14 protein-coding genes and 1 riboswitch are annotated in these 22,437 nt (G+C 49.7%); of the genes, 9 read left to right on the top strand and 5 right to left on the bottom strand.

Going from position 1 to position 22,437, the window contains the following annotated elements; all coding sequences use genetic code 11:
* Nucleotides 1-1,042: 1,042 nt before the first annotated feature.
* Both ABRS97_RS09440 and ABRS97_RS09435 read right to left on the bottom strand, forming a co-directional pair.
* Nucleotides 1,043-2,377: a 5'-deoxyadenosine deaminase gene (locus ABRS97_RS09440; protein ID WP_367813184.1), complete on the bottom strand. Its 1,335-nt coding sequence runs from the start codon at nucleotides 2,375-2,377 to the stop codon at nucleotides 1,043-1,045.
* 75 nt (nucleotides 2,378-2,452) lie between these two features.
* Nucleotides 2,453-2,552, bottom strand: a riboswitch (purine riboswitch).
* Nucleotides 2,553-2,590: 38 nt separating this feature from the next.
* Nucleotides 2,591-4,735 carry a multicopper oxidase family protein gene (locus tag ABRS97_RS09435; protein WP_367813182.1) on the bottom strand — a complete coding sequence of 715 codons (2,145 nt, stop codon included), beginning with the start codon at nucleotides 4,733-4,735 and terminating at the stop codon, nucleotides 2,591-2,593.
* 366 nt (nucleotides 4,736-5,101) lie between these two features.
* Here ABRS97_RS09435 and ABRS97_RS09430 point away from each other — a divergent pair, with 366 nt between their 5' ends.
* The 5 genes from ABRS97_RS09430 (at nucleotide 5,102) to ABRS97_RS09410 (ending at nucleotide 11,363) form a co-directional block, all read left to right on the top strand.
* The gene (locus tag ABRS97_RS09430; protein ID WP_150457885.1) at nucleotides 5,102-5,302 is read left to right on the top strand and encodes a cold-shock protein; all 201 of its coding nucleotides are present in this window, start codon (nucleotides 5,102-5,104) and stop codon (nucleotides 5,300-5,302) included.
* A 65-nt stretch (nucleotides 5,303-5,367) separates the two neighbouring features.
* Nucleotides 5,368-5,595, top strand: coding sequence for a cold-shock protein (locus ABRS97_RS09425; protein ID WP_367813180.1), 228 nt, complete (start codon nucleotides 5,368-5,370; stop codon nucleotides 5,593-5,595).
* A gap of 105 nt (nucleotides 5,596-5,700) precedes the next feature.
* Nucleotides 5,701-7,098, top strand: coding sequence for a M23 family metallopeptidase (locus tag ABRS97_RS09420; protein ID WP_367813178.1), 1,398 nt, complete (start codon nucleotides 5,701-5,703; stop codon nucleotides 7,096-7,098).
* A 251-nt stretch (nucleotides 7,099-7,349) separates the two neighbouring features.
* Nucleotides 7,350-9,674 (top strand): ATP-dependent DNA helicase, encoded by a 2,325-nt coding sequence (locus ABRS97_RS09415; protein ID WP_367813176.1) that lies wholly within the window; start codon nucleotides 7,350-7,352, stop codon nucleotides 9,672-9,674.
* 147 nt (nucleotides 9,675-9,821) lie between these two features.
* Nucleotides 9,822-11,363, top strand: a complete 1,542-nt coding sequence (locus ABRS97_RS09410) for a hypothetical protein (protein WP_367813174.1) — start codon at nucleotides 9,822-9,824, stop codon at nucleotides 11,361-11,363.
* 838 nt (nucleotides 11,364-12,201) lie between these two features.
* Here ABRS97_RS09410 and ABRS97_RS09405 read toward each other — a convergent pair.
* Entirely contained in the window at nucleotides 12,202-13,365 is a 1,164-nt protein-coding gene (locus ABRS97_RS09405; protein ID WP_367813172.1) for an iron-containing alcohol dehydrogenase, read from the bottom strand.
* 33 nt (nucleotides 13,366-13,398) lie between these two features.
* Nucleotides 13,399-14,196, bottom strand: a complete 798-nt coding sequence (locus ABRS97_RS09400) for a PaaX family transcriptional regulator C-terminal domain-containing protein (RefSeq protein ID WP_367813171.1) — start codon at nucleotides 14,194-14,196, stop codon at nucleotides 13,399-13,401.
* Between the two features lie 160 nt (nucleotides 14,197-14,356).
* Between ABRS97_RS09400 and ABRS97_RS09395 the strand changes: the two genes are divergently transcribed.
* A complete protein-coding gene (locus ABRS97_RS09395; protein WP_367813169.1) occupies nucleotides 14,357-15,322 on the top strand; it encodes a YbhB/YbcL family Raf kinase inhibitor-like protein in 966 nt (321 codons plus the stop codon).
* A gap of 278 nt (nucleotides 15,323-15,600) precedes the next feature.
* Here the strand turns inward: ABRS97_RS09395 and ABRS97_RS09390 are convergent, their stop codons facing one another.
* Nucleotides 15,601-17,304, bottom strand: coding sequence for a hypothetical protein (locus ABRS97_RS09390; protein ID WP_367813168.1), 1,704 nt, complete (start codon nucleotides 17,302-17,304; stop codon nucleotides 15,601-15,603).
* Nucleotides 17,305-17,558: 254 nt separating this feature from the next.
* On the opposite strand from ABRS97_RS09390, the gene ABRS97_RS09385 reads away from it, so the two are divergent.
* The 3 genes from ABRS97_RS09385 (at nucleotide 17,559) to ABRS97_RS09375 (ending at nucleotide 22,351) form a co-directional block, all read left to right on the top strand.
* Nucleotides 17,559-18,104, top strand: coding sequence for a GbsR/MarR family transcriptional regulator (locus ABRS97_RS09385; protein ID WP_367813166.1), 546 nt, complete (start codon nucleotides 17,559-17,561; stop codon nucleotides 18,102-18,104).
* A 137-nt stretch (nucleotides 18,105-18,241) separates the two neighbouring features.
* Nucleotides 18,242-20,062 carry an ABC transporter ATP-binding protein gene (locus ABRS97_RS09380; protein ID WP_367813164.1) on the top strand — a complete coding sequence of 607 codons (1,821 nt, stop codon included), beginning with the start codon at nucleotides 18,242-18,244 and terminating at the stop codon, nucleotides 20,060-20,062.
* Between the two features lie 1,305 nt (nucleotides 20,063-21,367).
* Nucleotides 21,368-22,351: a Gfo/Idh/MocA family protein gene (locus ABRS97_RS09375; protein ID WP_367813162.1), complete on the top strand. Its 984-nt coding sequence runs from the start codon at nucleotides 21,368-21,370 to the stop codon at nucleotides 22,349-22,351.
* Nucleotides 22,352-22,437: the final 86 nt, after the last annotated feature.

Here is a 22,437-nt window from a genome sequence, read left to right as displayed (position 1 = left end):
GGCCCAAACGACCGCTACAGGCGAAGTAGCGAAGAGAATGCTTGCTGTAAGGCCCGAAAAGGGCGTTACAACTACCCAACCCAGCCTCCAGCGTGAAACCTGGAGGCTGAAAGGTCCAAACCGACCGCTACAGGTAAAGTAGCGAAGAGAATGCTTGCTGTAAAGCCCGAAAAGGGCGTTACAGCTACCCAACCCAGCCTCGAGTGTGAAACCTGGAGGCTGAAAGGGCCCAAACGACCGCTACAGGCGAAGTAGTGCGATCTGAGGGGGTTCTTTCTCTAGTGAGTTTCCGATCAAGGCATTTTCTTCATGATTTGTATAGCCTGTTTAAGTCTCCGTGCGTGGGTGTAGTGAGAGTGAGCGAGAGGAAGTATACGTGCAATCTTGTATATTCTAATTTGTCTTTTCCTGAGACATCTACAAACCCAATTCAGACAAGTCTAACCAGCTCAGCACGTTGTTACCTTTCAAATGCTGTTCATTGATCTTAGACAGTTACTGACTATCTAGTCGCTATCTATTCTATTTATCTATCTATTCTATCTCCCTATCTCCGAACCCATCTACCTACCCATCTATCTATTCTATCTATCTAATTTATCTATCTAGTCACCACCACTGCCGATTCAGTCGCTATCTATTCAGTTTCCGCCGATCAGCTTCCCTGTTTGGCGGAATATCCCTCCCTATTAAGTTCATGCATCAACTGTAGTTTCTCCAACTACTGAAGCTTCCGATTATGGACATGTACACTATGAATTGTACATATAACAGGAAGCGATTATTCAAATATAAAAGCCTCTTGAGGTCTTCCTCTCAGTAAAGCAGCGCAAGACGTGGCATGCAGTAGCGCCACGTAAAGACGATACAGCAACAAATGTAAATTTAGTCCCAACGTGGAAAGACGGGATGGCACAACATGCAACGTGCAACATGCAACTGATGGGCGTCACACTCCAGTCACAGTCCCGTCCCTCCTATCCGCGTTAGGCGCCCCACCAGTCCTTCCACACCCTCCCAGCGCCCCGCTGAAGGTGCGTGGCTAGCGCAGGTTCGCCCGCTTGAGCAAACGCTGGATCGAGCGGTTCGCTTCCGGCAGGACGATGTCTTTATCCACCGTCCGCATGATCCGGTTCTCCATGACGATCTTACCGTTAATGATCGTCGTTTCTACATCGGCGCGGGTGGCGGAGTAGACGATGCGGGAGATGGGATCGACGTCGAAGGACGGATAGACGTGGAAGTTGTTCAGATCGAGAATCGCGAGATCGGCTTTCTTGCCAACTTCGAGGCTGCCGATCTCCTTCTCCATGCCGACCGCCTTAGCGCCACCAATGGTCGCCATGCGGAACACCGTTCTCGCGTCCATCGCCGTAGGGCCGTGGACCGGTTTTTGGATCAGAGTGGCTAAACGCATCTCGTTGAACATATCGAGATTGTTGTTGCAAGGCGCGCCATCAGCGCCTAAGCTGACGGAGATATCAAGCTTCAGCATCTCGGGCGTCTCTGCGATACCCGAAGCCAGCTTCAAGTTCGAGCCTGGGCAGTGGCTGACATGAACGCCACGATCATGAATGATTCGTTTCTCTTCCTCATCGAGCCAGATGCAGTGGGCGAGAATGAGACGCTCATTGGCCAAACCGAGATGATCGAGGTAGACGACATTGCGCATGCCGGTCTCGGCCTGCACAATTTCGATTTCACCGAGGTTCTCGGACGCGTGCGTATGCACGTTCACCTTATACTGTTCCGATAAGCTGCGGACTTCGCGCAGAAGCTCTTCCGTACAGGAAATGACGAACCGCGGAGAAAACGCATAGCGGATGCGGCCGTCGTCGTGTCCGTTCCATTTTTCCAGCAAATCAACGCTTTGTTGAAGCGACTCAGAAGTTTTCTCCTGCAGGGGGAACGGGACCTCGTCGCCTTTATCCATCATGACCTTGCCGGACAGTGCGCGGATGCCGCTTTCGGCAATCGCTTGAAAAGCATGGTCGGTATGATGTACGGTTTCCATATCGACAATCGTTGTTGTGCCGCTTTGAATAAGTTCGCCGATCCCGAGCATGGCCGAGTAGTAGATGGATTCCTCATCGTGGGAAGCTTCGAGCGGCCATATCCTCTTTTTTAGCCAATCCAGCAGTTCCAGATCGTCACCTTTCCCTCGAAACAATGTCTGGCATAGATGAATATGGGTTTGAACGAAGCCAGGGATGATCGTACGATTCCTCGCATCGATGGTTTTGTCGACTTGCGGGGGATTCAGATCAGGGCCGATCGCCGAAATCCGATCATTCTCAATAAAGATATCGCCTGTAAAGATGTCGCCGTCGCCGTTCATCGTGATGATTTCCGCATGTTTAATTAACAGATTTGCCATCGTACGAACCTCCTATTTCCTTATCCTTATTTGTATGGTTCTCAAGACATAAAAAAACTAGCTATGAAAAATATGCTTGAGACGCACATTTTTCGTAGCTAGAAATTTACGGTTTCTAAGTAGAGACCCTTAATCCAATTATTAAGGTTATACGAAAGTTGGTATTTAGTTAGCTCTAGCGTAAGCGGAAAGAAAACAATTGTCAATATGATGTCAGGTTTTCTTACTCGGATGATTGCGCGTGCTGTTGTCTACAGAGAAAGGCGATGTGATGCCTTCATACAAGAGATGCATGGACATTCCTGCTGTGGTATGCGTGAGATTATGGCAATGATCCATCCACAATCCGGAATTGTTCGCTATGAAAGCTACTTCATACGTTTCGCCGGGGCTCACATTTAACGTATCCGACCACCAGGGGCTGCCAGTTGATGGCTCCCCGTTCCGCGACAGCACAAGCACATGTTGACCATGCAGATGCATCGGGTGGTCCACATTGCTGCGATTCACGATGGTGGTCTTCACCAAATCGCCTTCCTGCACCATGAACATCGGCGTATTCGGGAAAACCTTGCCGTTCAGCGTATAGAGATAATTGAAACGGCCATCATAGAAGCCAAGTTTATTATCTAAAATCATCGTGAATTCCCGGGGGAATTGGCTATCTGCTCCAAAGGCAGCAGCAGTGGGACGACCATACCGCAGCGGTTCAAACGCCGTCGTCGCCGGAATACTAGGGACGGCCCCATTGCCGTCAGGGGTCATGAAAATCCCCAGATCACGCCTGCTATCGACGCTCAGGAATACGGGGTGCTCCGGCATGATGAAAGTAATATCGTAACGCCCCCCTGAGGCTAACTCCAAGTGCGTGTTTGCAAGCACATCGGGTTTATTTAAATCAGTCCCGTCAATAGCTGCCACTTCGAAATGCGTGCCGACTAGCGTGTACGTTTGCTTCACCCAATCATCGGTATTAATGAGTCTCATGCGGACCGGTGTTCCCGGAGCTATGTTCATGCGTTCGACGGTGTCAGTTGCGCCAATGGCGAGCCCTCCCCTCTTCCAATTATGCGCTAGCACGGTGATATCTTTCTCCTGCGTCTGAATCGCCGGTTGTTGGGGTTCCACAATCAATGATCCGAATAAGCCCATGCTAACAGCTTCCTGGGAGTCTTGATGTGAATGGTACCAGAATGTTCCGACTTGTTCAGCGCGGAAGCGATAAGTGTGCGTCTCGCCTGGCATGACAGCATTTTGCGTGGCCCCTGTGACGCCATCCTCCGCATTCGGTACATCGAGTCCGTGCCAATGTAAGGTAACGCCCTGCTCGATGTCTTGGTTCACGAGGGTGACTTCAACGAGCTCCCCTTTCTTCACTCTCAACTCAGGACCTGGAATTTGGCCATTGTAAGTCCAAGCCTCTACCTCCTTGCCGGAGCTAAGCTTGGCGGTCTGTTTTTGAGCCGTTAGCGTATACTGGCGATCCGGCGTTTCCGTCTGCGGTCCTGTCAACTCGGTTACAGATACGAGTTTGGCTGACGAATATGTCGTATTGGTGACGGTATCCCCATGGCGATGATTGGCACGCATAGCAGCTGAAGCTGTCTGATTGCCGTAGTCAGTAACGCCGCTGGCCATATTCAGTTCTGCAGGCAGATAGCTTTTATTCATGGCAAAATTAAAAAGGAAACCTACTGCTGCGGCAATCACAGCTAATACACCTAGCGTGGTGAGTGCGCGTTTCCAGAACGCGGGAGGCGTGTAGACATCGGATCTGCCCACCATGTTATGGCGAAGCGTGTGTCTCCACCACAGACCTGCTGTGACCAGCAAGAACGCGGCTAACGGTATCGAAATGGACAGCCACTGGAAAGGCATCTGCGGGACTAAAGCGAAATATAAGGCGGTTAGAGCGCCTAATGCAGACATTTGGAACGGAATTACGAGTCCTGGCTGAGCAGCGCTTTGGTATATCGAAGTTTCTATTGAAGCGCTAGCCCCCTCAGTTGGTTCTAGAGAAACTGCCTTTTTAAGTGCTCTCCGCAGCTTCCAAAGCTTAGGGACGGCTACGAACCAGATGGCTAGTATAGGCACCACAACGAGCGGTGTATGGATGTACAGCCGGTCTTGCCAAAATAACGGATCGAATGAACGCTGCATCCAAAAGGCAACACCGCCAATCGCTGCGGCTGGAAAGGCAAGAAACCAAGACCAGAAGAGCAGCTTGCGCGATTTGCGAAGCATGCGTTCACCGTCTCGACTGTAAAGCAACCGAGAAGCTTTTACACCGGCAATCCATGCAATAATCGTAAAAAATAACAAGAGCATCAGCTCTGTTTGAACTAAGATGTTGTACAAAATAAACCCTCCTAGGCTATGCGGTAATTCATGTTTCTATTGTACGATTGAGGAAATGGACGGCAAACGGTCCGGAGACTAAGTGGGAACCTAGACCAAAGTTGGGGAGGCAGGAAGTCAGGTGGAAAGCGTGAATAAGCAGTAACCGCTTACTTGATAAAAGGTGGGCAATATTTCTTTTTGTTTTAGCGTGGATAAAGTTTGCGTTTTCAAAATTGATGTGGTAAGATGAAATCAATCGACAAAGAACCTGAATTCACATATTACAAAGGGTTAATATTGTGTGATGGAACCTTTTGTAATGTGTGAATTTTTTTCTGTTGAAGAATAAAAAAACATGTTAATAAATTTTTGGAGGTATTTTCAATGCAAACAGGTACAGTTAAATGGTTTAACGCAGAAAAAGGTTTCGGTTTTATCGAAGTTGAAGGCGGCAACGATGTATTCGTACATTTCTCCGCAATTCAAGGCGAAGGTTTCAAAACTTTGGACGAAGGCCAACGCGTTGAGTTCAACGTAGTTCAAGGCAACCGTGGTCCACAAGCAGAAAACGTTGTAAAACTGTAATAACAGTTAAAAAAACTGCCCTTAACAAGTATAAGGGCAGTTTTTTCAATTAAAGGAGGTTTATCATGTATTCCAGAAAAAAGTCGCTTGAAGAGATGCCTCTAGAAAATGTGACGATATGGTCTTGTGAAAAAGAAGGCTGTAAAGGCTGGATGCGGGATAATTTTGCATTCGAACATGTGCCGACCTGTCATCTGTGTCAGTCTACCATGGTTCGTAGTGTCAAGATGCTTCCTTTGGTGAATAACACAAACGCAGATCAGAAGACGCTCAAAAAGGGCGTGCAAATATAAAGTAAGAGGAACCCGGAGACGCTGATGTCTCCGGGTTTTGTATGTTAATATAGACGCATATACATAAGAGGGACAAGTCAATCTGGCTAGGGAGGTAAATGTGTCGTGAAATCACGAAAGCAGCCCCATTGGCTTCTTCTGCTTAGTTCATTTGTATTGGCTGTTTGTTTGGTTGTATTTATAGGTGAATCACGTTGGTCCGTGATTTCCTCGTATGTACGCCAGGCTGAGTCTCCTGTGGTGACGCCAACACCCACGCCTACGCCGCCGCCAAGAGAAGCTATCGAATTCCGCATGACGGATTTCGACCACGGCTGGGTTCGCTATGCGGACGGCACGGTGAAGACGGAGGACGGAGGAGAGACCTGGCTGGATGCGGGTGGTGTTCTGCCAAGCGAGAGCCCATCGAGTACAACAGCAGTTGACAAAGTGATTAATGAGCTGATGAACTTAGGGGCAGGAAGTTCGAATGCTACGGATAACCCGCTTGCGATCACAATGGATACGGGGACGTATCCGGTCAAGCAATCACAGTTCCTGACTGCCCGGATTGGTTGGGCGCTTCTGGCAGATCCCAAAGATGCTGCGAACGTCAAGAGTCCGCTGCTCGTAACGGCGGATGGCGGTCAAACGTGGAATGAGCAGATAACGCCTGCGGTAAAGGATGCGTTACTGAAGGAAAAAGACCGCCTTCAGAAACTGAAGAAGGAAGTGGCGCTCTATGCATCGGCGGACATTGCGAAAGCGGTCATCGGGTCCAAGTGGAAGCTTGTGCCGGATACCGCTTCTCCGGGAGATGTGGTGCTTGTTCGGCGCGACGAGCCGGGCAGTGTGACTTGGCTAGGCAAGACGTACACACTTCAACCCTTTGGGGCGGGCTATTTTACTTATTTACCTATTACGATGCAGGCGAAGCCAGGGAAGTATCCGATTAGCGATGAAACGTTGACAATTCAAGCGAAGAAATTCGATACGCAGTATTTGAAAGTGACGGAGCAAATGGAGAGCATGAAGCAGGACACGGGCCGCATCCAGGCCGATCAGAAGAAGATTGATCTGGCGCGCAGTAAATCGGAGCCGGAGTTTCTGTTCAGCGGGCCGTTCGTGCAGCCGATCGAAGGAGTTTTGACGACGCCATATGGATATACGCGGTATGTGAACGGCAAATACGACAGCTCTCATATGGCTATTGATTTGGCCGCCAAGGAGGGCACTCCGATCAAGGCGACGAACGATGGCGTTGTGGCGCTGGCGGACGCTCTGTATCTCACAGGCAATTCCATTTATATCGACCATGGGATGGGGCTGTTTTCGCAGTACGCCCATCTGTCCGAGCTGCGCGTGAAAGCGGGCGATCGGGTTAAGGTGGGCGACATCATTGGTCTTGTCGGCACGACGGGCTTCTCAACAGGGCCGCACCTGCACTTCACCTTTTGGGCACACAATGTGCAGGCCAACCCGAACCTTTTTTTCAATACGACACCGTTTCAGTGGCAGAAATAGAGCGGGTGCAGCAGAGCGATTTATGTTCCAATCATTGTTTTCTGTTGTATCTACAAAACTAGAATGCTTAACATGTTCGGAATATCGTCAGCTAAGGCAAGTGTTTAAAGTAATGATCAGTTTGGAAGTTTGGCAATGTTATAACCGCAGACATATCCCTTGCAAATTCTTGCGGAAAAGAACTCCCTTTTAATTCAATCGACTGCCGTGATACAATAAGGAACAAATGTTCTTGGACGGAGAAATCAGTGATGACGGATTTAAAGGAACCGCAGGATGCTATCCATATATCTGTGCGCTCGCTAGTTGAATATGTGCACCGCAGCGGAAGTATGGAGTCCGGATTTCGGACTAGCACGACTTTGACCGAGGGCACTAGGGCGCATCAGAAGGTGCAAAAACAATACGGCGAACAGGATCAACGCGAAGTATATGTATCGGCGGAGATTGCTTATGGGGGGCTCCCTTTTGTCATTGACGGGCGATGTGACGGCCTTCTATTCGATGCGGAAAGTGGAGTCGTGACGGTAGATGAAATCAAGTCGACTTCGTCGGACATCGGGATGATCTCGGAGCATTCTTATCCTGTCCACTGGGCGCAGGCGAAGTGTTACGCCTACATGGTAGCCGCCAATCAGGGGCTGAGTCGGATTCATGTTCAACTCACCTATGTGCAGGTGGAGACGGAAGAGACCAAACGGTTTATAGAGGAGGTTTCATTCGAGGAGCTTGAGCAGTTCGTGCACGATGTTGTGGAGAAGTTTCATCCTTACGCATACGCGAGAAGAGAGCATGAACGGCGCAGAAATGAGAGCATCAAGCAGCTTCCGTTCCCGTTTGAGGCGTATCGCGAAGGGCAGCGCAAGCTTGCCGGTGCTGTGTACCAAACGATTGCGGATGGACACAAATTGTTTGCCAAGGCGCCGACAGGCATCGGCAAGACGATATCGACCATTTACCCCTCAGTCAAAGCTATTGGTGAAGGCGTGCTGCAGCGTATCTTCTATTTGACTGCGAAGACGATTACCCGTACAGCTGCTGAGGAAGCTTACGCGCTGCTTCGTGCCAAGGGGCTGCACCTGCACGTCGTGACGATTACAGCGAAAGAGAAGGTTTGTTTGAAGGAAGAGATGCGCTGTTCCAAGGAGCACTGCGAATTCGCAGACGGTTACTATGACCGAATAAATGAAGCGGTGCTCGATTTGCTCCGGCAGGAGACGGCAATGACGCGTCCGGTGATTGAGGCCTATGCGAGGAAGCATCGCGTGTGTCCATTCGAATTCTCGCTGGATGTCGCTTATGCGGCAGATGCGGTAATTTGCGATTATAATTATATTTTTGATCCACGAGTGAATTTGAAGCGATTGTTCGAGGAGCAGAAGCGGCAGACGGCGCTCTTAGTGGATGAGGCGCACAATTTAGTGGACAGGGCACGGGATATGTATTCAAGTGCGCTGCAAAAGTCGGATTTCCTGAATGTGCAGCGAGAGTCCAAGGCTGTTCGGATGGAGCTGCATGAGGCTGCGAAGGCGGTTAACCAACATTTACTCGCGATGCGCAAGCAGCTTGGCGAGAGTAACATGCAGGTTGAACATGGTCTGCCGGAGGCGCTCATCGACCTGCTTGAAGTGTTCATTGCTGTGGCGGAGAGAGAGCTAGTCGCATCGCGTTCAGGTGAGCCGAATGCACTGCTGCTTGATACGTATTTCCGTGCGCAAAATTTTGTCCGCATCGCTAAGCTGTATGATGAGCGCTATGTGACATTTACCGAGTGCGTGAAAAGCGAGGTCACCGTTAAGTTGTTCTGCCTCGATCCCTCCCACCTGCTGAAGCAGGCGGGGAAGGGGTACCGGGCGCATGTGTTTTTCTCGGCGACCCTTTCGCCCTTGTCCTATTTCATGGACACACTGGGGGCAGGCGAAGATGATTTTTCCGTGTCCATACCGTCGCCATTCTCTAAGGATCAGCTGGAGGTAATCATTCAGCCTATCTCTACGCGCTATCAGGATCGCGAGCGCAGCAGAGAGCCTATTGCTCGTGCAATCTACGAGCTGGTCGCTGGACGGTCGGGCAATTATTTGGTGTTTTTTCCATCGTATGCTTATATGAGCAGCATTTATGAGGCATTTACGGAGCTGGCTGATGAAGGTGCGGACAGGATTGGAAATCCGCTGCAGATTCTTATACAGCAAACGCAGATGCCGGAAGAGGAGCGGGAAGGCTTCCTTGCGGCTTTTGCAGCGAATCGCGGAGATACGCTAGTCGGTTTTGCTGTGTTGGGCGGCATTTTCTCTGAGGGCATCGATCTCGTTGGCGATCGGCTTACGGGGGTAGCGATTGTCGGTGTCGGTTTGCCTCAGCTCGGTCCGGAGCGTAACATCATCAAGTCTTATATGGACCGCATCGGCAAAAATGGCTACGAGTATGCGTATGTTTTTCCCGGCATGAACAAAGTGCAGCAAGCCGGAGGCCGGCTGATCCGCTCCGAAACGGATCGCGGTGTCCTGCTGCTTATCGATGACCGCTACTTGCAGCCCTTGTATCAGCGTCTGCTGCCTGAGGAGTGGCGCCAGTAAAGCTTTTATTGCAGTTGAGCGGCGAGCGGACTGTACTTCTGGCCTCCTAGTATATGGCTATAAGGTTACATTTTAATATGGCTTATGTAACTTTTTTACATATTGCGCGTCTATACAGAAGTTGATTCTGATAAAGGACGTGAGTTAATGTTGCAAAAAATGGCGTTCTCCTGGCTGATCATCCTGTTCGTTGTCTCCTTATTGCCAAGTGCAGCCGGGGCGGCGAGCGGAGCTGTGAAGGTGCAAGTCGCCGATTTTCCCGTGAAAGTGAATGGGAATTTGATCAATAACGGGCAAAGTGAATACCCGTTTATTGTCTATAAAGATATTACGTACGCCCCCTTGAATTGGGATACGCTGCAGGAGCTGGAGATCTCTTCCGAGTGGAGCGATTCGGAGGGCTTAAAAGTATATAAAATCTGCTGCGCTACCAATTACGGGATTTATCCTGCTCTGGAGAAGGCTCCCTATTCGCAGACCCTAACGGCGCATAACGCATCGAACCGCGCGTATACGGCGCATGTCGCCGATTACCCGATCGAACTGTGGGGAAGCCCCGTGAAGAATGAGGAGGAGACGTACCCTTTTCTGGAATTCCGAAATGTGACGTATATGCCGTTGACCTGGGAGTTTGCGCATACGAGGCTCATGATGGATTTGCAGTGGAAGGATGAAGACGGTCTCGCGGTGTGGAGTGGTCAGGATCAGGTCATGCAGCAAATCGTTTATGACGATGATGAGGCGCTGTACATAGATACAAGTGTGATAAGGGATAAAGTTCCGCTTATGATGAAAGTCTCCAAAACCTTGCAAGGCAAGCCGGTTTGGCTTCAGCCCGATCAAGCTTCCGCCATACGCGACAAGGTGGAGAAGGCCGCTCAGACCCGGGCGGGTCAAGGGGTGTCGGTTACGGTTGAGAGAAAGGACAATAAGCTGATCTACCAAGGTTTGGAGCTCGCAGCGCTGCGAGAGGAAGAGCAGCATATTTTAGGGGAAACGACACTTCGAATCGAAGGCACTTTATACGAGATTGATGACAAGCGGAAGCTGCTTGGCGTGTATACCTATTTTCCTATCGCGGTGATTGGACCGCCGCCTAACAGCCGCTATCAGCTATTTTCGATCATTGACGGGAAGGTAAGGGCTGTAACGGAGTATCCTTATTTACCGCAATTTGTACAGAAAAATACGGATGGTACGGTTTGGATCGCGAGTGAGCGCAAGCTTGGCCGGCACTTTTTCTATCGGGGGTCTGGTTTGTTGGCGTTGATGGATCAGAATGGGGAGATCAAGGTCGCCAATGATGCTTGGAACGAGCAGGACGTGTCGCCGATCGGACTTACGAGTCCGACCAGGAACCCGGTGGATCCAGACGGTCGGATGATCGTGCGGCTGTATGGGAAACCGCAAAGCAAGGAGGGGCCGATGAGCGTAGATCCATCAACGGGAAGATTTCCGATGGCGACGGAGCCCGTAGATGCGGCCAAAGACGGCTTGTATGAAGTGGATAAAGACTTGCATCTGAAACGTCTATCGAACGCCCCGGATGATAGAGATGGCAGTTTCATCTACAGAGACCGAGCAGGCGATTTATTCACGATTAATCCCTTTAGCAATACGATTACGAATTGGTCCCACAATGGATCTCGGACGTGGACGGATGTTGAATTGTTGAAGCAACAGCCTTAATAATGGCTGGAGCTTAGCTTGTGGAAAATAGAAACGGAGTGCTCAGGCCGCTGTTGCGGCCGTGCACTCTGTTTTTTTTAACCGAATGGGTTAAATCCTTTACAGAACTAAAGCGTGAGGGATACCTTCTCAAGCGGATAAGCCTACGTCGTCATGTCTGTGTGTGTGACGAACTCGCAGAGCGGAGAAGTTCTGCACTGATTGTGTGGTACGAGCATTCGACAGAATGGACGCAGAAGATCCGGAAGAGCCACAGCGGTGTAGAGTATTGAACTACCGCTTTGATCTGTGATAGATCGTCTTTTTGCATGAGTGAGCGGAACGTAGATACGCTATGAGGCGGTATCTTCGGTTGTAGGAACATTTCGCGGAACTACCGTGCGTTATGAGCAGGAAATGCTGGGTTTTCGGCAGATTTTCGCTTATTTAACGCACCCTAGTTCCTCTTCATAGGGAGAAAAGGGACGTTACCGTGGAATAAGGCATCGTAGTTCCGTCGATGTCGATATCGCTGTGCATGGCGAATAGGCGGTCCGGCAGTATCTCCTCGGGTGCGCGTTGCGTCGCCGCTGCATGGCGGCTGTCTCACGTTTTCACGGTTTCTTGCGAAGCTTGCGGAGGCGAGATGTACCCGGAATCTTACTCTTACAGGGGCGTTCATTGGTAGGAATGCCGGATGGAAGTTAGGATAGGGAAAAGAGAAGAAGGCAGCACAAAGTAGAACAGAGGAGGCAATGTATATGGGGTGGAAAAGCGATGGAACCCCGTATACATTACCTCCCCATGCTCAAACGTATGGGTTTAGAGAAACTGGCCGCAGGCTAGCTTTTTCTTACGATTACAAGGACATGCGATAGATGGCAATGACATCGTCGCGCGTCAGCTTCTTGAAGTTGCCGAAGTCGCCGTATACCATCGCTTTGTCCGCCATCAGCTCGATGGTGGAGTCGTCAATGTCGTAATCAGCGAGCCTGGCCGGTGCGCCAATAGAATTGAAGAACTGGCGAAGCGCCGCGATGCCTTCCTCAGCCACTTGGCGGTCTGTTTTGCCTGCGGCGTCGATGCCGAAGACATGCTGGGCGAATTGCTTGAAGCGCCCGACATTCGCATCCAGCGTATGGGTCATCCAGTTCGGGAACAGGATGGCCAAGCCGCCGCCATGCGGAATGTCGTGAACCGCGGACACCGCATGCTCGAGGTTATGCGTCGCCCAATCGCCGCGGATGCCCATGCTCAGCACGCCGTTGAGCGCCATCGTGCCGCTGTACAGAATGGTTGCGCGCTCCTCAAAGTTCTGCAAATCCTGAAGCAGGCGCGGCGCTGTATCAATGACCGTGCGCAGGATTGTTTCGCTGAAGCCGTCCTGTACCGGTGTGTTGGATCCATGGTGGAAGTACTGCTCGAACACGTGGGACATGATGTCGACGATGCCATAGACGGTTTGATTCGCAGGCAAGGAAGCTGTATGAGCGGGATCGAGAATCGAAAATTTCGGGAACGCGTATGGACTGCCCCAGCCATATTTCTCTTTCGTTTCCCAATTGGTAATCACGGAGCCGGAGTTCATTTCCGAGCCCGTTGCCGCGATTGTTAACACTGTGCCAAGTGGCAGTGCACCTGTCGCCGCAGCTTTGCGCGTGACGATGTCCCAGAAGTCTCCTTCGTATTTGGCACCCACAGCAATCGCTTTGGCGCAGTCGATAACACTGCCTCCGCCTACGGCCAGAATGAGGTCGATCTGCTGGCTGCGGCACAATTCCACACCGCGATGCACGGTGGTTAAGCGAGGATTCGGTTCAACGCCGCTAAGCTCAATGACGTTTGCATCTACGCCTTTTAGCAGCTTTAACACGTTCTCGTAAATACCGTTCTGTTTAATGCTCCCGCCGCCGTAAACGAGCAGCACGTTCTTTCCATATTTGGGTACCTCGGTTGTTAATTTCTCCAGTTGGCCACTGCCGAAATAGAGTGTTGTTGGATTATAAAAGGCAAAAGTGTTCATTGAAATCCCTCCTTATTTTTAGAAGCTGCCTAGTCAAGACTGGATAAAAGCCGCGTATACCGAATCGGTTGGAATAGCTTGTGCAAGCGCTTGAAGATGTTCCTGAAGCTTATGAAGGATCGTTCGGCCTTCCCAGTTCTGAGGCAAAAGCTCTCCCGGAAGCATGGGATCCGCCAAATACAACTCGCTGATGACTTCGCCCAGATGCAGATAGGCGGTGAAAAGCGTTAACGGCTCTGCATGCTGCTCATGCAGGGCTTTTTGCACAGCAGGCTCGAACTCCGCCGTGAACCAAGCCCATTTCTCACGATAAATGGCGGCTACCTGCTCTAAGGGCCAGATGGAGGCCGCTTCGGCATCAGTAATCGAAGTGTCCAGCATGGAGCCATGGAACTGCGTAGCCTGACCGGACAGACCATGTTTTTCGATGAGTTGAGCGACCTCTTTCCTCAATACCCAAGGCGAGATATAGACGCTATTATAAAGCAGACCAAAGCCCGCTTGGACGATATCGGAGCGGAATTGGTCTCTCTTTTTGCGCTCGGACTCCGGAATTTGCAGCATAACCAGATGCCAAGTGTGATCCCAAGTCTCTTGGTAAAGCTGGGGCTTTTGATTAATGGACTGAATGAAAGCACGTCCTTCACCGGTGATCTGGTAGCGGGAGCGCGAGGGGGTGCTGGCAAAACCCTCTTTCTTTAATTTAGCCAAACCATTACGGATATATGGGGCGGAGTAGCTCCTTTTCTCATAAATGCGAATAAGCTCCTGCGCGTCCATGCTGTCCGTGCGCGACAACAAGAACAGCAGCTGTTTTTCGATGGAAAGCAAAATAAATTCACATCCCTTATTGACATAGGATCAAATTAAATATAACATAAAAACACACGATCGTGATAAAAACAATTATAAAAAACTTGTTGAGGCTTTTATCTATTTTACCTCAAAAACAAGAAGAATGGACAACCAAACTTTGAAGGAGTGGAAGAAGATGAGATTAAAAAAGGAAATGTATCGTTCTATTGTTACCGCGTCACTATTGGTGTCAGTTCTGTTGCCGGCCTATGCTGCGGCGGAGTCGCCAGCGGCTGCGCCAACTGAGCCCAAGAAAGATGTAATGAGCAATGTGAAGGGTTATTTGAAATGGAACACACCGGTTACGATCCAGGTGGATGGCAAGGCTCTTCCCGTTCAGGGGGCAATGATCAACACGGAGATTTTGGTTCCGCTTCGCGCCGTATTTGAGGCGAAAGGCAGCGAGCTCAAGTGGGATGCGGAAACGAGCACGGCGCAATTGGCAGGCGAGGGCTTCACGGTATCCCAGCAGCTTGGACAAGCGACGACCATCGTCAATGGGATCAGCTATGAACTGGATCACGAAGCTGTTATGATCGACGGGCATCTCATGGTCTCGGCGCGATTGCTTTCGCTGGCGCTCCATGCTGAGCTTCGTTGGGACTCCGCGAGCAGAACGCTTTCCGTGTCCTCAACGCATGGCAAAGGTGGTATTCAGCTGCAAAGCGATGCTTTCTCCGCTTATGCGGATATCCCTGTGAAGTACGCACACGGGGGTGTAGTCGGCGGTCAAAATATAAGTTTGCCTGTAAGCTGGAGCCATGCGCCGGAAGGTACGAAGTCTTTTGCCGTTGTGATGTATGATTTGCATCCGATAGCGGATAACTTCATTCATTGGAGCGTGCTCAACATCCCGGTGAGTACCCATGAATTGAAGGAGGGGGCGGCAAGCGCGCTTCCAGCAGGGAAAGAGCTGAATGCCTACTACGGGATGGAGCCTCCCCGTTATTCGGGAGATCATCTGTATCGCGTAGCCGTGTATGCATTGGATACTGAGAAGCTGGAAGTGGGCGCGACGCCGACCTTTTTCGAGGAATTGGAGCCGCAGTTGCTCCAACATACGCTTGCATACGAGGAACTGGACGGCTTCTTTAAGCAGTAAACCTGCGGAGTTGCTTATCTCTCCCGCGTGGCTACACTAAGTCCGTACATTTACAGCAGCGATGCCAGAAAGCATGCTGAGTTTTACGTGAAGGCGCTTGGCGGGGAGATTGTCAGCCTCTATCGGATGGCTGTGTGGTGAAAATGCCTTTCGAGCACATGTTCTGGGGAACGATGTTCGGTTAAGTCCTTCGCGAATAAAGTCGGCCTATTCGAATAACCTAGAAAAACTGCCCTCCATTGCATAAGCATAGAGGGCAGTTTTTTCGTTGCTATAGATTAATTGTTAGCTGAGTAACCAGGTGTATAAATAATAGAAGCGATTTTGTCAGCAGCTTCCGCATAATACTTATCGGCATCTGCTTGTGTAGCGTGATTCATGGAAACTTCGAATTGAAGATCTTGCTTGACGTTATTCAGCATTTTGTCTTTGAGTTCGCCAGCGTCCAAGGAAGCAGCGGAAGCGACGAGCGTTTTGCCTTGATGAAGATCATCCAGAACGTCTTGCACATCTTTATTTGCATAGAAAGCCGTATCGTTGATAATACGATCAATACGAACCGATACGAGTTTCTCTAAATCAGTGGCAGCAGGCTGGGCTTTTTCTGGCTGATACCCAGGCGTGCTAATGATGTTGGAAATTTTAGCAGCGGCTTCCGCGTAGCTCTTATCGGCATCTGCTTGTGTAGCGCGATTCATGGAAACTTCGAATTGAAGATCTTGTTTGATGCTATTCAACAGTTTGGCGTTGAGTTCGCCCGGGTCCAAGGAAGCCGCGGAAGCGACAAGCGATTTGCCTTGGTACAGATCATCGAGAACGTCTTGCAAATCTTTATCCGCATAGAAAGCTGAATCGCTGATAATACGATCAATACGGGAATTTATCAGATTTTCCAAGTCGGCAGGAGCGGGTTTATCTTCTTCGGATTGATAGCCAGGTGTACTAATGATATCTGAAATTTTGGCAGTGGCTGCGGCATAGCTCTTGTCGGCATCTGCTTGTGTAACACGATTCAAGGTCACTTCGAATTGAAGTTCTTGTTTGATGCTGTTCAACAGTTTGGTACTGAGCTCGCCCGGATCTAAGGAAGCCGCAGAAGCGATCAGCGTTTTGCCTTGATGCAGGTCATCCAGGACGTCTCTCAAATCTTTGTGGGCATAGAAAGCAGTATCATTGATGATATGGCTGATGCGGCTGCTCACTAATTTGTCCAAATCTGCTGGAGTGGCTTTCTTGACAACAGGTTGATAGCCAGGCGTATTGAGGATGTTCGTGAGTTTATCGGCTGCTAGAGCGTAATATGTATTAACGTCAGCTTGAGAAGCGAGATTCATAGTCACTTGGAATTGAAGTTCTTGTCTGAGGGCATTCAGCATTTTGCTTTGCAATTCGCCTGGATCAAGTGAGCCTGCGGAAGCGACTAGGGATTTGCCGTAGTGAAGATCGTCGAGAACATCTTTTGTGTCTTTCTTGCCATAACTAGCGGTGTCTACAATAACGTTATTCAAACGATTGATTACGATATGTGCAAGAGCAGCGGTGCTGTTCTTAGAGGTTGCTTGATAGCCGTTAGTGTCGATGACTTGGCTGAGTTGCCCCGCAGCTTCATCTTCGGCAGCTTTAAATTCGTCGGTTGTAATCAAACCGAAGCTTTGTGCTTGGTACAGATCTTCGTAGATGATTGGCGTCAAACCATTCAGGATGTCTTTGCTGGTAAGATTCGTCGCTTGGATCAAATTATTTCCATTTGCAAGTGCGCTTTGGATATCGCTAGTTTCTTTACCGGATACGAAAGCAGCATCTTGAGCAAGATTAGAAAGACGGTATTGGATAAGTTGGCTGGCGAAGGAGCCTGCTTGCAGAGTGGCCTTTGAAGCGGATGCTTCAGCGGCAGAAGCTTTACCTGCAGAAGCGGCAGCTCCGGACAAAAGAAGTACAGTGGCTAATGTGCTTGTTGTGAGAATTTGTAGTGATTTTTTCAAGATGGTCATCTCCTCTTTGTATGTAGGGAATTGCAGTAATTAATTTACTTACTGTATTTAACGTTAACAACATTGTTAACGATACTAAATATAAGTCTCATATATTCCCATGTCAATCCTTTGGGCGAAATGTTGCACAATGTTCACAAAGTCGATGTTTGCCAAAAATCGTCATTATGTTGACTGTCGTTCTGTAATTAGTCTATGATAATGTTACGTAATCAAAATTTCTTGTCAGCAAGGGAGAGTAAGGGATGGATCAACATGAACAAACTTTCTCTGAGTGGAAGCAGCATATAAGCGATTTCTTATCGTTGAATTATGAGAGTAAAGGCTTCAGCCCTTTGGTTGGCAAAATATTTACGCAACTCATGTTTGCAACGGGGCCGCTTAGTTTGCATGATATTGTGGAACAGCTAGGAGTCACTAAAGCTGCTGTAAGCGTTCAAATACGCCATATGGAACGACTGGGTATGTGCCGGAAAATGCCATCCAGCAATGACCGCAGAGACTATTACTATATGTCCGAATATTACAGCTTGAATCATTTTCGTCGCATCCTCACTGATTTAGAAAATTATCATAATTGGGCCGCTAGAACGCTGCAAGAATTATCTGGCATTGAAACTTCCGGTTCTGAAGAGCAAGAGTCGCTCAAGCATTTTCAACAACGATTTTCCCAAATCGCTACCATGTACAATATGCTGCTCCCTATGATCAAGGAAGTTGAAAAAGAGTGGGAGAAATGTGTATCGGTTCATCGGAATAATTCGAATAAAAGTAACCAAAGCCTGTCATAATCCGTAGAGAACGGATATGTCAGGCTTTTTTGTTTTGTTTACATTCAGTTTAAATTGAATGTGTATGATTCGTTTATAAGATCAATCATACAAAGAGACGGACCTGGAGTCCGCTCGGGTAAAGGAGAAGAGTAAAAATGGCTGCTGCAAACCAATCAACAGAGCGATCGGGCAAGGGCAACTGGCGCGCATTCCTCCGCCTGCTCATTCAAGCGAATCCGCCTAAACTAGTGTTAAGCATAGCGCTCGGATTAAGCATTATTTCTACATTAGTGGGACTGGTGATCCCGCTGTTTACCAAAAATGTCGTCGACAGTTTCTCCATTAGCTCCCTGAGCTGGGGGCAGATTAGCGGTATGGCGATTGCTTTTGTCGCACAGGCGATTGCCGCAGGAATCTCGGTTTACCTGCTGAACTATGCAGGACAGCGCGTCGTGGCGGGAATTCGAGACCGCTTGTGGAAGAAGCTCCTCGTGCTTCCTGTCGGTTATTACGACAACCACCAGACAGGGGATACCATCTCCCGGATGACGAACGACACCTCGGTGATCAAAGGTCTCATCACGGAGCATATGTCAGGTTTTATTACAGGAATTATATCGATCATTGGATCGGTCGTCGTTCTGCTTTATATGGATTGGAAAATGACACTGATCATGTTCAGCGTATTTCCGCTGGCGTTCCTCATTCTTTTTCCGCTAGGCCGGCAAATGTTTAAAATCTCCAAAGGCCTGCAGGGGGAAACGGCAAGCTTCACTTCGATACTGAATCGGGTACTCTCCGAAATTCGTTTAGTTAAAGCCGCGAATGCGGAAGCGCTCGAATATCAGGAAGGAAGCTCGGGCATTCAGAGGTTGTTCCAATTTGGATTAAAAGAAGGCAAAATTCAAGCGTTGATGGCGCCGCTCGTTTCATTTGTCATGCTGATGCTGTTGGTCGTGCTCTTCGGTTATGGCGGGATGCGCGTTTCCTCGGGAGCTATTACAGCGGGTCAATTGGTCGCTTTCATGCTGTATTTGTTCCAGATTGTGATGCCGATTACGCAGATTACGCAGTTTTTCAACCAAATGCAGAAAACGATGGGCGCTACCGACACGATCCTGAAGGTACTGGACCATGAAGAAGAGAACCCGCATGCCGGGAATGCTGTTAGAAATGCTTCGCTGCCGCTTCACCTGGATCAAGTGAAATTCAGTTATAAAGAGGGCGAGCCTGTTCTGAAAAATGTCAGCTTCACCATGGATGCGGGCAAAGTCACGGCGATTGTTGGGCCAAGCGGCAGCGGCAAGACAACGATGTTTTCGCTGCTGGAGAGATTCTACGCGCCTCAGGAAGGGACGATTCGTCTCGGCAATGAAGCCATTGATCAGTTCTCGCTCATTTCCTGGAGAAGCCAAATCGGCTATGTTTCCCAGGAAAGCCCGCTCATCGCCGGCACCATTCGCGATAATATCTGCTACGGCATGGAGCGAGAGGTGTCCGAGGAGGAGCTGCAGCGCGCTTCGCAGATGGCCTATGCGCATGCCTTCATCGAAGATTTGCCGGAGCAATATGACACCGAGGTTGGCGAGCGCGGCATTAAGCTTTCTGGCGGGCAGCGACAGCGGATCGCCATTGCGCGGGCCTTGCTGCGGGATCCGAAGATTTTGATGCTGGACGAAGCCACATCAAGCCTCGACAGCAAGTCAGAGGTCGTTGTGCAGCAGGCGCTGCAAAATTTGATGAAAGGACGCACAACGCTCGTCATCGCACATCGCCTGTCTACCGTTGTAGACGCGGATCAGATCGTCTTCCTTGATAAAGGCAAAGTAACGGGCACAGGAACACATCAGCAACTGCTTGAGTCGCATGAGATGTACCGGGAGTTCGCCACGCAGCAGCTTCAGCTGCAAGATCAGGCGCGCATGGGGGATCTGGCAGAACAAGAGACCGCCAGCAGCGCAGTTCGCGCACACTGAAGCACGCATATAAAGGAAAAAGGCATTTCATACCTAACTCTTAGGTGCTGAAATGTCTTTTTTAACATTATTGGAGACGGCCATCCTAAAATAAATCTTTTTCGCAGATAAGAATGGTTAAATCCTTTGCAGAACTAAAACATTAGGGATAGGGATCCTCTTTCTAACACGCCAGAAAGCCTATGTCGTCAGGTACGTGTGACGAGCTAGCAGAGCGGAGAGATTCCGCATCGTGTGGTACGCGCATTTGAGATGATGGACGTAGAAGATCCGGAAGTGCCACAACGGTTTGGAGTATTGAAATACCCCTCGATCTGCGATAGATCGTCTTTTTGCACGGGTGAGCGGAACGTAGGTGCGTTAAGTGGCGGTATTTTCGGTTGTAAGGACATTTCGCGGAACTACGGTACGTTATGAGCGGGAAATGCCGGGGTGTAGGCACGATTCTCGCTCATTTAACGCACCCCAGTTCCGCCTCAGGGGGAGAAAAGGGACGTTACCTTGGAATAAGGCACCGTAGTTCCGTCGAAATCGCTGTGCATGGGGAATAGGTGATCCGGCAGTACCTCCACCGTTTTCTTGCGAAGCTTGCGGAGGCGAAATGTACCCGGAATCTTACAGGGGTGTTCGTGGTTATGAATACGGATGGAACAGGTTAGGGAAAAGAGAAGAAGAAGGCAGCACAAAGTAGAACAGAAAGCACCTTGAACGCCGGATTGTTCTTTTCAGCGAAGGAGGCGGCTCACTGGTGTCGAATACATATGTTTAAGGAACTTTACCAGGTAAGGGTGGCGAACGAGCGTGTATGTAAAATAATGGGGTGGGTTTTGCTGACCGTTGTGGGTCTATCCATACTTGATCGGTGTCTATATACCACGGGACACGTCTTAAACCGTAGCAGGTTTAATCAGGGTAGTATGGCTATCCACGATAGGTTTGTTATACGTAATTTACGCCCGTTTGGCAAAAAAGCTAATCTATAAGCGGAGTACGATGTCCTGGATGGTCAACCAGATTCCGGGTGTTTTTTTGCTACAGATGTGTATGGGAAAATTATTTATATCAATGAAAGGGTGCGCCAGCTCCTCCAATCGATTCTCCATAGGAAAGAGCAGGAATGGATCGGACTTGACGTGCGTAAGATCTTCGCTTGCTGCGAAAATGAAGAATCCTATATCCTGTGTCTGTATGTCTCAGCATTGTACAGAAGCATGGAGGCAAATTGGAGACGAAATCGGTAGAGGGCAAGGGAACGACTTTCATCGTCATTTTGCCGGTACATAATAAATCAATGGAGGTTAGCGTATGGATACAATTCGGTGGGGGATTATAGGCTGCGGAGATGTGACGGAGGTGAAAAGCGGTCCTGCGTTGCAGAAAGCAGAAGGCTCTGAGCTCGTCGCAGTGATGCGGCGTAGCGGGGCGTTGGCGGAGGATTATGCACGCAGGCACCAGGTTGCCGCATGGTATGACAACGCAGAGGCACTCATTCAAGATCCTAACGTGAATGCGGTGTATGTCGCTACGCCGCCTGCCTTCCATCGGGAGTATGCGTTGATGGCTGCGCGTGCCGGGAAGCCCGTTTATGTGGAGAAGCCGATGGCGAGAAACTACGCCGAATGCATCGATATGATGAGAGCTTGCGAAGCGGCTGGCGTGCCGTTATTTGTCGCGTATTATCGAAGAGGCTTGCCGCGCTTCAACCAAATCAAACAGCTGTTGGATAGCGGAACCATCGGCGAGATTCGCTTGGTTCAATCTGTGCAGCTGCAAACGATGAGGGCAACCGCAAGCGATCAATCCATCCCTTGGCGGTTACAGCCTGAGCTTGCCGGTGGCGGGTTATTCGTTGACTTGGCGAGTCATACGCTGGATATACTCGATTACCTAATAGGCCCAATCGGCGAGGTGAACGGTTTCGCTGCCAATCAATCGGGCCAGCATGCTGTGGAGGATTTGGTGACCGGAACGTATAGGTTCGAATCGGGGGTTATCGGCACGGGGGCGTGGTGTTTTAGTTCATACACGCGCAGCGATAGCAATGAAATTATCGGGAGCTGCGGGAAAATCAGCTTCTCTACCTTCGGGGAGGATGTGCGCATCGAGCTGGCGGACGGGCATATAGAGATGTTGACCATTCCGAACCCGGCGCATATTCAACAGCCGCTGATTCAGTCGATCGTGGATGAAATGAGGGGGATTGGGCGCAGTCCGAGCACGGGAATTACAGCAGCTAGGACAAATCGGGTCATGGACGAGCTGCTCAGAAATTTCTACCAACAGGGATAAAACGATTGACGGAAACGCTTTACCGAATTAAACTAGGGTTAATTAATAATTGACCTTAGTTTGATTGGGCCTGCAGTACCCCATAT

Origin of the sequence: Paenibacillus tabacirhizosphaerae (assembly GCF_040812395.1) — a bacterium.
In the GTDB taxonomy this organism is placed as follows: Bacteria; Bacillota; Bacilli; order Paenibacillales; family NBRC-103111; genus Paenibacillus_E.
The sequence above is the reverse complement of the archived record's forward strand: the minus strand, read 5'-3'. Positions and strand labels throughout refer to the sequence as shown.

What these genes read in the sequence shown, in the direction of transcription:
- ABRS97_RS09440 (WP_367813184.1), bottom strand. Translation starts at nt 2,377, where the DNA reads ATGGCAAATCTGTTAATTAAACATGCGGAAATCATCACGATGAACGGC.
- ABRS97_RS09430 (WP_150457885.1), top strand. Translation starts at nt 5,102, where the DNA reads ATGCAAACAGGTACAGTTAAATGGTTTAACGCAGAAAAAGGTTTCGGT.
- ABRS97_RS09425 (WP_367813180.1), top strand. Translation starts at nt 5,368, where the DNA reads ATGTATTCCAGAAAAAAGTCGCTTGAAGAGATGCCTCTAGAAAATGTG.
- ABRS97_RS09415 (WP_367813176.1), top strand. Translation starts at nt 7,350, where the DNA reads ATGACGGATTTAAAGGAACCGCAGGATGCTATCCATATATCTGTGCGC.
- ABRS97_RS09410 (WP_367813174.1), top strand. Translation starts at nt 9,822, where the DNA reads ATGTTGCAAAAAATGGCGTTCTCCTGGCTGATCATCCTGTTCGTTGTC.
- ABRS97_RS09405 (WP_367813172.1), bottom strand. Translation starts at nt 13,365, where the DNA reads ATGAACACTTTTGCCTTTTATAATCCAACAACACTCTATTTCGGCAGT.
- ABRS97_RS09395 (WP_367813169.1), top strand. Translation starts at nt 14,357, where the DNA reads ATGAGATTAAAAAAGGAAATGTATCGTTCTATTGTTACCGCGTCACTA.
- ABRS97_RS09385 (WP_367813166.1), top strand. Translation starts at nt 17,559, where the DNA reads ATGGATCAACATGAACAAACTTTCTCTGAGTGGAAGCAGCATATAAGC.
- ABRS97_RS09380 (WP_367813164.1), top strand. Translation starts at nt 18,242, where the DNA reads ATGGCTGCTGCAAACCAATCAACAGAGCGATCGGGCAAGGGCAACTGG.
- ABRS97_RS09375 (WP_367813162.1), top strand. Translation starts at nt 21,368, where the DNA reads ATGGATACAATTCGGTGGGGGATTATAGGCTGCGGAGATGTGACGGAG.